This window comes from Pseudomonas palmensis (assembly GCF_049942755.1).
Lineage (GTDB): Bacteria > Pseudomonadota > Gammaproteobacteria > Pseudomonadales > Pseudomonadaceae > Aquipseudomonas > Aquipseudomonas palmensis.
In genome coordinates this window covers 41,165-50,969 of the sequence record NZ_CP187958.1, presented here as the reverse complement: position 1 = coordinate 50,969, position 9,805 = coordinate 41,165, and the positions used below count along the sequence as shown (strand labels likewise).

Sequence of the window (9,805 nt, the reverse complement as noted above, 5' to 3'; positions counted from 1 at the left end):
CTGGAGTGTCTGAACAAGGCCTTCTGGCAACAGAATTTCTTGACGACCATAGAGCATTGGAACCACCTGATCCCATCCCGAACTCAGTAGTGAAACGATGCATCGCCGATGGTAGTGTGGGGTTTCCCCATGTGAGAGTAGGTCATCGTCAAGATTAAATTCCGAAACCCCTATCTGCATCTGCAGGTAGGGGTTTTGTCTTTGTGGGCTGAAAGTTTCCTGCAAGGCGGGCATAAAAAAACCACCTTGGGAGGTGGTTTTCAGACATGTCACTGTCAGCTCAGTCGCCGTAATACTCGCAGCCACTGGTGCAGGTCTCATGGATACGCACCTTGCTCAGTTCTGGCAGCAATGGCTTGACCTGGTCCCAGATCCATTTGGCAATCACTTCGCTGGTCGGGTTCTCCAGGCCAGGGATGTCATTGAGGTAGTTGTGGTCTAGCTGCTCGTACAGCGGCTTGAAAATCGCCTTGATCTCCGAGAAGTCGCGAATCCAGCCGGTATGCGGATCCAGCTGGCCGGTCAGGTGCAAGGCAACCTTGAAGGAGTGGCCGTGCAGGCGCCCGCATTTGTGCCCGGCGGGCACATTCGGCAAGCGGTGGGCCGATTCGAAGGTGAACTCTTTGAAAATTTCCACTGGTGGACCTGTAATGCTGGTGGGGTAAGGGCTTGAGCGGAATTGTCTGATTCGATGTACTGCTCAATGTACTGATTGGTCGACGCTGGGCTCAAAAGAGGTCATCCACTGAGAGATGTCCGACTGCCGCCAGGCGACCGAGTTGGGTCCTATTCTAACCTGTTTTGGGAAGGTGCCTTCCCGGATTCTGCGATACACGGTGTTCCGGCCGATGCCGGTCACGTGCAGCACCTCATCGATGCGCAGGAAGCGATCAATATTTTCTGCGTGGCGCATATGTGGTCTCCACGCCGCCGGTGGCGGCAGGTTGGTCAGGCCAGCAGCACGTCGCGCACGACTTCCCAGAGTCGGGCGGCAGGCCATTGGTAGCGATCAAAGTCAGTGTCTGGCTGGACGCCGTGGCGGCAGGTGGAATGGGCTCCGGCCGGGTACTCGCCGCGCTTCTGCATGATGGTGGCCACGCGACCGTCACCGCCTGGCTCCGTACGGTGATACGCATAGGCCTGGGTGTTGTAGTCGTTGCCGGCCTCGATCTTGAAGGTGGTTTCGTGCACCAGGTCGGCGCGCCCGTCTGGCGTCCACGGCCGGCCGCCGTTGGCAGTGCGCTTGCCTTCATGCAGGTACAACACGAATTCGCCTTCGGGGTTGCTCATATGCCAGTAACAGTGGTTGATCTGCGTTCCGACCAGCACCCGGGAGATGAAGTTGAAGCGATGGTCGTGGATCGCCGAGTGCTCGAAGCAGGCGCGGCGGGGCAGTTCTGGGTGCCACACGTGCAGGCGCTGGTCACCCTTCAGTTGCACCTGGACAAAGCCCAGGCCGTGTAGCGTGATTTTGTCCGTCATCACGTCGTCGATGATCATGGCAATAGCTCTCCATGCCCGCGCATGTCGGCGGGCTTGAGTTGTTGGGGGGGTTAGGCTGGGCGTTTCATGAAGGTGATCCAGTGCGTCTTCTCGCGCTTGCCGGACTTGTGGCCAAACAGGGGCTTTTCATCTGTCAGGGCCAGCAACTCGCTCACCAACACCTGCGTTTCATTCCACTTGAAGATCAATATTCCTTCAGGTTCCAGTACCCTGAAACATTCGGCGAACCCCTGTCGGATGTCTTCGCGCCAGTCGCTGGTGAGCAGGCCGTACTTGGCGCGCAACCAACTATCGACACCGGCGCGGGTGAGGTGCGGCGGATCGAACACCACCAGGCGGAAGGCTGAGTCCTCGAAGGGCAGTTGCCGGAAGTCCATCAGCACATCCGGCTCGACCTTCAAAACCCTGCCGTCGCACAGCAGGTGTTCTTCGTCGCGGATGTCGCCGAACAGGGCACGCTGGTCTTGTTTGTCGAACCACATCATGCGGCTGGCGCTGCAGGGGTCGAGCACTTTGGCTGCGGCGCTCACGGCGTAAGCTCCTTCGGCACCTGGACGGTATCGCCGAACTTGGTAGCGACGATGGCGCGGCAGGCCGCCGCAAGTGGCTGCCAACCGCCATGACAAAAGTCCTTTCCGCGAATGGTCACCCATGCAGCCCAACAGTCGTCGCTGGTTTGCGGTGCGTGCAGATTGACCTGGTGCTGCTGGATGAGCCGGCCGCCAAGCGCCCAGCTCTCGTGAGGGTCGTACCGCTCGCAGCGTTCGGTTGATTCGCCGCGGTACTGGACGAACACCCTGGCCGGCGTGCCGTAGTGCGGCTTGGCCACATGCACATCTAGCCCCTCGGCCTCGGCGACCGCCCAGGCCAACTGCTCGCCCACCAGGTCAGCAGTCTTCACTTCGATCAGGTCGGTCATCGCTGCACCGCCTGCCAGTAAGGCCCCTTGTTGGTCACCAGGCCCTTTCGCTTCAGGCGCTGGCATGCCTTGCTGATCTCTTCCCGAGATTCGCGGATTGCGCCGCGCATGGCGTGGGCGGTTGATCCCTCAATGCCGATCAAGTGCCCCAGAACTCGCTCATCTGTCCCGCCGACGAGCATTCCCTGGCCATACTTGGCAGCCACTGTTGCAACTGCCAAGCGCAGCGCGTTCATCCGGGCGCCGGGTTCGTCTGCATGCGACACCTCGCTCTGCTTAAAGCCGACATACGGCACATGGGCTGCGGCCCGAGCGAGGTGGTGCAAGCAGCAGATGTCCATCCTGAGCTTTGCGATAATGAGCATCGTCTGCCGATCATCCTGCATTGGCAGCCAGACCTCCCGGCCCGCCTCGGGGTCGTCGTAGTAGAAGGCGTCACTGCCGCGCCGGTATTCCAGCTCAAAACCCATGGCCTTGGCCGACAGCTTGATGATGTCGTCTTCTGTCACAGCTGATACCTCTCAACAATCAAGCGCCCAGGCGCCAGTGCGGGTGTAGGTTCGGGTTGTGTTTCGTGCGGGGAGAGCTGGCGCTCGTTGCCGGCCTGCAGCTGGCTGTCGGGGATGCAGCTGATGCCTACGTGATTGAGGATGTAGCAGGTGACGCCGCGCTGGCTGTCGTGCTCGATGTCGATGATGTTTTCGGTTGCGCTGGCGCCGGTGGCCAGCAGCAGGAGGCAGAGGGCGAGGCGGGTCACAGTAGCACCCCGCTGGCCTTGGCGAGGCGCACGTCTTCCTTGGTGACGGTGTGCAGAACCACCTTCTCGATGGTGAAGAAGTTGGGCTTGCAGAACTTGCGGGCCCAAGCCTTCAGCGGCTCCAGCGCTTGTTCGAGAGCGGCTGTCGCCTCATCGTCGAGGTCTGGGTAGTTGTCGACCCATTCCCCCGCGTCGCTTCCAGCGGCCGCCTCGAACATGTGATTGAGCATGTCATCAGCATCGGGGAGAAACCCGGCAGGGTCTGCCTTGCAAACGGTGCCGGTGTGTACGGTGTCGCCCACTTTGAGGCCGTTGCCCCGGCCTGGGCCGAAGCTTGTGCCATCCGCCTCGCTGCCGAAGTTGTCGCGGATCAGAGCGGTAAGGTTCGGGTAGTCCCACGATCCGTCATCGCCATTCACTGACCAGGCTTCCTCAGCATTCCGCCGGGCCCAGCTGACGCACGGGCCATCCTCTGTGTCGAAGATCCCCAGCAGGAACCATTCAAGCCCAGGGCATTCCGGCTCCCAGCCGAGGCAGTGGCACTCGCCGTCGTCGTAAGGGTGGTGGTCGCCGATATCTGAATCCATGTGCCACTGCTTCAACTCCAAGCCTTGCTGTACGAGCCATGCTTTGAAGGCGGCGTAGTCTTCGTCGAAGTCCGGCTCGTCGGGGTGGCTCCACCAGCCGTCCTGATCGCGCTCGACGGCCACACGTTGGATCAGCTTGATTTCTTCAGGCATGACGATTCCTTGGCCGCCATATCGCGGCAGTAAGTTGTACAAGAAGTTAGGACCGGTATAAGTACTCGGCCCGGCAGTCCGAATAACCGCTTATTTCGGGATTATTTGTTCGTGCTCGCGACCGAGAGGGCTATGGTGGGAAGACGCATAACGGTTTAGACGAAAGTCGTAGGAGTTCTCATGAAAATTCGCGGTGATGTTTTCTGGAACTGGGCTGACCCAATGCTTCACCATCGCACTCACGACGAGACGCTGGACGATGGCACGTACATCGATGTGCAAGTGCGACTGTCGCGAACAGGCAACACCCAAATGTTCATCGGCATTTACTCTCCACGTGGGTTTGTTGTTCACGAAGAGGCCTTTGATTCACGACCTGGCGAATCAATGACTAGGGCTCTTGCATGGGGTGTTGGCCGGGCTCGGCGTATCGCCTCTGAGGGCGTTCATTACGCAGACCTTCTGGCCGCCTCTAAATAGACGGAGAGAGGTTGCATGTTGGTGGAGCACAAATGTTCTCCGGTCAGGGCTTATGCTCCAACAGCGCTCTGGCCTTCGCGTAGTTCGGGTTGTCCGCCAGCATCTTCTCGACGCTGTCGCAGTCACCGCCTAAGAAGGTGATGCGCTCATGGCCATTGACGATGGCCGTACGGTAGTCGCCGGTGATCAGGCGCAATTGGGTTCGCAGTTCTTCGCACTCTGCCATCCAGTGGTCACGCTGCTTTTCGGTTTGTTGGTTGAGGACCTCCAGCGCCTTGACGTGCCCTTTGTGCAGCCGCTCAACCCCCTCTGGATCGGCTGGCGGCTGCAGGTACACATAAGCGCTGCCGTCTTCGGCGCACAGATCGTTTGCCTCGGCCATGGCAAACAGCACTTGGCCCGGGAACTCCATTTCAGCAATGCCGCCCTCCAGCAGCCATTCCAGGCGCAGGCCGTCCTCGTCGTCCGCGCGGGTCACGGCTACGGCCTGGATCAGAACGGGCTCGCCCTGGTGCTGGTCGGCGGGCTTGCCGAACCCCTCGCAGATGGCTTCCCAGATTTCGTAGGCTCCGCCACCACAGACATGAGCCGCCCTGGCGATTCGCTCAGCCATCTCGTCGCTCAGTTCGCAGGGGAAGCTGACCATCTGTTCGGTGTTGCTGGATCGGTTTTCTGTGGGCATGGGGATACCTCGCGGATATAGTTCGCATCTGTTCAAGTTCAGGAGGGGTGTGCTGTGTTTGGATTGACGGTGGAGGAGTGGGGGGTAATTAACGGCTTCGCAAATTGGCTCGCGGCCATTGGCACGATATCGGCAGTAATAGTATCCCTCTACCTTTCAACAAAAGGTGGCAAACGGAATGCGAATCTATCGGTGAACCTTATGCTCATGGCGGAGCAAGGATCGGATCATCACCCAGAGCATATTGTTTACAAACTGGTTAATACAGGAGACCGGAGCTTTCACCCAGACTCTATTGGCTGGGTGTTCGGGAAGAAAAAAGACCGAAGCAGCTTCATCCAGTTATTTGACAGGCAACTGAGCAACGACTTGCCGACACTTCAAGCTTCCGGTGTAGCAAATAAATGGCTATTTTCGGTGGACGATCAGCGCTGGTTTACAAAGATGGCTGAATCGCTGGGGGCTGACTGGAAGAGGAACATTAAGACGTTGCGGGCACTTGCCACTACAACAACCGGCGAGGAGTTCCTTTGCATTCCCGGTGACACAATCCTCACCAAGATCAAGGAGCAATGTCTGGCGATCCAACAAGCCGCTATCACGCGGCCTTCTTCAGAGCCTCGATGATGCGCTGGCCAGCCAGCGGCGGTACCGCGTTGCCGGCCATATGCATGGTCAGCCGGTGGTTGTCCGGGCGCAGGGTGCCGGCCGGGAACGACATGGCGGCCAGGCCCTCGTCAGCACTGAGCATTCGCATGCGGTCGCCATCGACCAGAGCCCAGCGATCCACAGTGGTAATAGTGCCGATTGGCCGGTTGATGTCGCGGCCGGTGGTGCCGGAACCTTTGCCGTAGTAGGGCATGATGAACCTGTCGCCGAACCGCGCTCGGCCATTGCGCACCCGGTCGAGTGTGGCCTGGGCCCGACCTGGCTTCTCGATCTGCGACCAGCGCCCGGCATCGAAGTCGAGAAAGCTGCTCGCCGGTACATGGCGCTCTTGCGGCAACTGAAGCATCAGCGGCGCCTTGCTACGGGTAAGCACCATGAACAGGCGCACGCGGTGCTGTGGCACGCCCAGGTCGGCGCAGTCGACGATATGCGGTGCCGCCTGATACCCCAGCGCCTGAACAGCCTGCAACCAGGCCGGGTAGAGCACCCAGTCGGTGAACTCCGGTACGTTCTCGATCACTGCCGCCTGCGGCCGGTGGAACTCCAGCGCTGACACCGGCGCCCAGGCCGTCGAGCGCGAAGCGTCGTGCTCAGGGTTGCCCGACTTCTTGCCGCGGGCCTTGGCGTGGCCCTGGCAGCATGGCGAGGCCAATAGGATGTCGTGCGCCGGCACTTGCTCCCACCGGGCCTGGTGCAGGTCCTGGCAGACGTGCTGCGTGTCGGGGTGGTTGGCGCTGTGCCATTCAACGGCCACCGGCCAGTGGTTTGCCGCCCAGAGAACCTGGACGCCTGCGGCGCGCGCGCCGGTGCTCCATCCGCCGAGGCCGGCGAACAGATCGATTGCTGTGGTCATGGGTTTTGTCCTGGGTTAAGCGGCGCTGGAGGTTGCGTGGCTGTACTCGGTCCAGCCGATCCTAGGCAGCTTGGTCTTGGGGTTGATTACCGGCTTGCCCTTGGCATCGGTGAGCTCGCATTTGGCCCTGATGCGCAGATCGCGGCACTGGCCTGACTTTCTGGCCAGCTCAATGAACTGCTGGGCGTACTGCGGCGCATCGAACAGATGGCTCAGCTGCTTGACCTTCTCGCTGGCCATGATCGCTGCGGCGCGCTGCTCCACGGCCTCATTCCACTCAGCAAGGGTAAGCTGCAGGGGGGGGGCGCCGGCTTTCCCGCTCGGCCTGGTCGTCTTGGTGATCTTCCTGGCCTCAGCCAGCGCTACGTCGGCGGTCATGCCAAAGACTGCGAATGTGCTCATGGTGGTCTCCTTGTCAGGCGATGCCGATCTGTAGGGCCTCTTGGCCGCCAGTGGCCAGCCCTGGATTGAGATCCACGCGCCGACCGGCGAGCAGCCCAGCAATCTGGGCATCGAGGTCGAGCTCGATATCGCGGGCTTTCCTGGCCTTACCAATCTCTCTGCCTGACAGGTACTGCTCGATCAGGGCTTTGTCTTTCGCTTCGACCGCCACCAGCTCGCGACCATTGGAGTGCTGGCCGATGGCGAGATCTTCTTCGCCCCGGGGTACCAGTTCGTGAATCTTGTCGTGTACTGCCGACACCCAGGCCAGCGCGAAATGATCTCCAGCAGTTTCAGGTGAATAGGAACTGCGCTGTTTGCCAGCTCGCACTTGCGACACATACTCACGTCGGGCCTGAGTTAGCTTGGTCAGCAGTGCTTCGTAGGCGTACATAGCGATCTGTGGGGCCGGACTCACTCCCACGAACAATTCGCGGTCCATAATGCGGCTGGTCGATTTGCACCAACGGCGCATGGAGAACGACCGAACTCCGAATGCCTCTCCAACGATCGAGCCCAGATGCTGGTCCCAAGTTGGCCTGCGCTTGGCCTTGGCCTTCTCCGACTCGACTTCGCCCACATCACTCAGGTGCACATCTATTTCAGTGAGGCGGTATTCACGCATTAGCGCCTGCGCCTGACGCATCGCGGTTGCAGCCTCATTCTCGTTCGAGCTTTTCGAGAGGGCCAGGCAGCGCTTGATTTTGCGGATGACCCGTTCGAGTTTGCTTTCGTCGTGATGTTGTTCGGTCATGTCGTGGTCCTTCCATGCAGGCGCCGCCCTCGCCGGGGTGGCGTGATTCGTTGAAGTGGGGTATTGGTGTCGCGCTTATTTCAAGGAGAGCGCTGTGGAGTGGTATGAATCGTTGTTTTTGCAGGCATGTGGCCATGTACTGACCCAGTCGCGGGTAGCCAACCTTCGTCGAGCTGACGGTGTTCTGAATCTGGATATTGCAGCCACCCGTGATCTTGCTGCCTCTTACCAGCGCAGCGTTGCTTTAGCGTTCAGCGCCGAAGAAGTGAAGCAGAGACTTTCCGAAGGTGCAGATAGTGTTCTTCTGCTCCTTGTCCACGAGCATCAGTTTTATAACGCGATGGAAAAGCTGAAGAAGGAACAAGATGTCGTCCTTAGCGCAACATTGCGAACTGACGCCAGATCGAGCGATTTCTCCAACTACCACGTCGACGTTGCCTTGATCAGGAAGACTTCAGCTGTTGCCATGGGCATTGCGCACTAGTTGTCCGAATGCGCCAACGCGCTGGCGGGCAGCGCCGGGGATTCGATCAGAAAATCTGGCAGCGGCAGTTGAGGTCTTTGCAGTTGCTCTGGCCTACCCAGTCCGGCATAGGATCTCCTTCATGGCGCTCTACGCTCGAGTGGATGTATCCGCTTCGGCGAATGTCCTTAATGAAGCGCTGCAGATCAGCATCGTTGCCTGGTTCCGTTGGCCTGTCCCAGCGACTCATAACGATGCGCCCGCACTCTGTCTTTCCGTGGTCCATTCGGCCAAGGTACTTTGGCTGGCTGCTCATGGTTGCTCCTGGGCATGCGCCGCCCTCCGTGGTCGGATGCGGCATGTGGTTGGGGTTATCGCTTCGGGTAGGTCTTGGTCAGGTCGCCGTTTACCACATGGCCTCGGCGCAGTACCAAGTTCGCCAGCGCTGCGCGGTCTTTCTGGCTGTGACTGGCCTGGCTGAGCAGGCCGAAGTAGCTGTTGGCTGTCTCGCGCAGGTTCTCGGTCGGAGTGGCTGCGGTGCGCTTCATGGCCTGGGCCACTGATCGTTTACGGGTCGTGCGTCGCCATGGCTTGATCACGTGACCGACGAAGTCCACGCCACGGTCAATTGGCTGCAGGATGGTCTTCTTCGGGTTGAGCCTGGCGCCCAGGCTGGGCAGGAACTGCTCGATCCTGCGTAGCCACTCGCTCAGCTGCTGCGCTGAGTCGTGCAGCAGCACGAAGTCGTCGACGTAGCGGATGTAGTGCTTAGCGCGCAGTTCGTGCTTGCAGAACTGGTCCAGCGCGTCGAGGTAGACGTTGGCGAAGAACTGCGAGGACAGGTTACCGATCGGCAGGCCGAGGTGTGCTGGCTGCGCGGTCAGGCGCTTGTGCTGCGGTACCCGGTTGAACAAGTGCGCCGGGCTGCGCACGTCGTAGTTCTCGCGCGGGTCGTGCATGAGCACCTGCAGGGCCAACTGTTGCCACCATGGATCGGTGACCCTGGCTACCAGCTGGCGGCCCAGCACGCGCTTGTCGATTGCGACGAAGAAGTTGGCCAGGTCGCACTTGAGGTAGAAGCCGGGCCTCGACCAGTTCTGCGTCTGGCTCCGGATCTTCGCCTCAAGGCGCTTGCCGGCGTACAGGGTGCCTCTACCCGGGATACAGGCGCAGCTGTCCGCTATGAAGCTGCGCTCGATGCCGGGGCCGATGCGGTTGTACAGCAGGTGGTGCACGATGCGGTCGCGAAAGTCGGCGGCCCACACCTCGCGGGCCTTTGGCCGGGTGACCACAAAGCAGATAGAGCGACCAGGCCGGTATTGGCCGGTGACCAGGTCGCGGTGCAGCTCCGTCAGGTTCCGCTCCAGGTTCACTTCGAAAGCCAACGCGCTGTTGCTGTTGCGCTTCGAGCGCCGGCAATCGTAGTACGCCTGGACCAGTTCGCTGAACGGGTAGGGCGTTGAATCTGCGGACGGGGCGGACACGGAGCTCGTTGTTCTTGTCGTTGTTGTTCTGATAGCCATCATCGAAGTTCATGTTGAATG

16 protein-coding genes and 1 rRNA gene are annotated in these 9,805 nt (G+C 60.1%); 4 read left to right on the top strand and 13 right to left on the bottom strand.

The genetic code is table 11. The features are described from left to right. Window positions 1-38: 38 nt before the first annotated feature. Window positions 39-154: ribosomal RNA gene (gene rrf, locus ACPRTJ_RS00390) — 5S ribosomal RNA — on the top strand. Window positions 155-280: 126 nt separating this feature from the next. Here rrf and queD read toward each other — a convergent pair. The 8 genes from queD to ACPRTJ_RS00350 form a co-directional block, all read right to left on the bottom strand. Continuing rightward, window positions 281-637, bottom strand: a complete 357-nt coding sequence (queD, locus tag ACPRTJ_RS00385) for a 6-carboxytetrahydropterin synthase QueD (RefSeq protein WP_043861143.1) — start codon at window positions 635-637, stop codon at window positions 281-283. Between the two features lie 63 nt (window positions 638-700). Further along, on the bottom strand, window positions 701-913 hold the full coding sequence (locus ACPRTJ_RS00380; protein WP_210014970.1) for a helix-turn-helix transcriptional regulator: 213 nt from the start codon (window positions 911-913) through the stop codon (window positions 701-703). A gap of 35 nt (window positions 914-948) precedes the next feature. Further along, a complete protein-coding gene (locus ACPRTJ_RS00375) occupies window positions 949-1,500 on the bottom strand; it encodes a hypothetical protein (protein WP_210014969.1) in 552 nt (183 codons plus the stop codon). A gap of 53 nt (window positions 1,501-1,553) precedes the next feature. After that, window positions 1,554-2,033: an SAM-dependent methyltransferase gene (locus ACPRTJ_RS00370; RefSeq protein WP_328825174.1), complete on the bottom strand. Its 480-nt coding sequence runs from the start codon at window positions 2,031-2,033 to the stop codon at window positions 1,554-1,556. Next, window positions 2,030-2,422 carry a phage protein NinX family protein gene (locus ACPRTJ_RS00365; RefSeq protein WP_210014968.1) on the bottom strand — a complete coding sequence of 131 codons (393 nt, stop codon included), beginning with the start codon at window positions 2,420-2,422 and terminating at the stop codon, window positions 2,030-2,032. The genes ACPRTJ_RS00370 and ACPRTJ_RS00365 overlap by 4 nt, the downstream gene beginning before the upstream one ends. Continuing rightward, on the bottom strand, window positions 2,419-2,931 hold the full coding sequence (locus ACPRTJ_RS00360; protein WP_210014967.1) for a hypothetical protein: 513 nt from the start codon (window positions 2,929-2,931) through the stop codon (window positions 2,419-2,421). The genes ACPRTJ_RS00365 and ACPRTJ_RS00360 overlap by 4 nt, the downstream gene beginning before the upstream one ends. After that, a complete protein-coding gene (locus ACPRTJ_RS00355) occupies window positions 2,928-3,179 on the bottom strand; it encodes a hypothetical protein (RefSeq protein ID WP_210014966.1) in 252 nt (83 codons plus the stop codon). The genes ACPRTJ_RS00360 and ACPRTJ_RS00355 overlap by 4 nt, the downstream gene beginning before the upstream one ends. Further along, window positions 3,176-3,919 (bottom strand): hypothetical protein, encoded by a 744-nt coding sequence (locus ACPRTJ_RS00350; RefSeq protein ID WP_328825173.1) that lies wholly within the window; start codon window positions 3,917-3,919, stop codon window positions 3,176-3,178. The genes ACPRTJ_RS00355 and ACPRTJ_RS00350 overlap by 4 nt, the downstream gene beginning before the upstream one ends. A gap of 180 nt (window positions 3,920-4,099) precedes the next feature. On the opposite strand from ACPRTJ_RS00350, the gene ACPRTJ_RS00345 reads away from it, so the two are divergent. Continuing rightward, window positions 4,100-4,399 (top strand): hypothetical protein, encoded by a 300-nt coding sequence (locus ACPRTJ_RS00345; protein WP_210014965.1) that lies wholly within the window; start codon window positions 4,100-4,102, stop codon window positions 4,397-4,399. A gap of 43 nt (window positions 4,400-4,442) precedes the next feature. Here the strand turns inward: ACPRTJ_RS00345 and ACPRTJ_RS00340 are convergent, their stop codons facing one another. Continuing rightward, complete coding sequence (locus tag ACPRTJ_RS00340; RefSeq protein ID WP_210014964.1) at window positions 4,443-5,081, bottom strand: hypothetical protein; 639 nt, start codon at window positions 5,079-5,081, stop codon at window positions 4,443-4,445. Window positions 5,082-5,135: 54 nt separating this feature from the next. Between ACPRTJ_RS00340 and ACPRTJ_RS00335 the strand changes: the two genes are divergently transcribed. Next, complete coding sequence (locus ACPRTJ_RS00335; protein ID WP_210014963.1) at window positions 5,136-5,708, top strand: hypothetical protein; 573 nt, start codon at window positions 5,136-5,138, stop codon at window positions 5,706-5,708. Here ACPRTJ_RS00335 and ACPRTJ_RS00330 read toward each other — a convergent pair. From ACPRTJ_RS00330 to ACPRTJ_RS00320, 3 genes are read right to left on the bottom strand one after another with little or no spacing between them, the layout of a single operon-like run. Next, a complete protein-coding gene (locus tag ACPRTJ_RS00330; RefSeq protein ID WP_210014962.1) occupies window positions 5,680-6,603 on the bottom strand; it encodes a DNA cytosine methyltransferase in 924 nt (307 codons plus the stop codon). The genes ACPRTJ_RS00335 and ACPRTJ_RS00330 overlap by 29 nt on opposite strands. 15 nt (window positions 6,604-6,618) lie before the next feature. Then, window positions 6,619-7,005, bottom strand: coding sequence for a hypothetical protein (locus ACPRTJ_RS00325; RefSeq protein ID WP_426427736.1), 387 nt, complete (start codon window positions 7,003-7,005; stop codon window positions 6,619-6,621). 13 nt (window positions 7,006-7,018) lie between these two features. Next, window positions 7,019-7,798 (bottom strand): DUF2786 domain-containing protein, encoded by a 780-nt coding sequence (locus ACPRTJ_RS00320; RefSeq protein ID WP_210014961.1) that lies wholly within the window; start codon window positions 7,796-7,798, stop codon window positions 7,019-7,021. Window positions 7,799-7,892: 94 nt separating this feature from the next. Here ACPRTJ_RS00320 and ACPRTJ_RS00315 point away from each other — a divergent pair, with 94 nt between their 5' ends. Further along, window positions 7,893-8,282 (top strand): hypothetical protein, encoded by a 390-nt coding sequence (locus tag ACPRTJ_RS00315; RefSeq protein ID WP_210014960.1) that lies wholly within the window; start codon window positions 7,893-7,895, stop codon window positions 8,280-8,282. A 350-nt stretch (window positions 8,283-8,632) separates the two neighbouring features. Here ACPRTJ_RS00315 and ACPRTJ_RS00310 read toward each other — a convergent pair whose 3' ends face one another. Beyond that, a complete protein-coding gene (locus ACPRTJ_RS00310) occupies window positions 8,633-9,787 on the bottom strand; it encodes an RNA-directed DNA polymerase (RefSeq protein ID WP_210014959.1) in 1,155 nt (384 codons plus the stop codon). Between the last annotated feature and the right edge of the window lie 18 nt (window positions 9,788-9,805).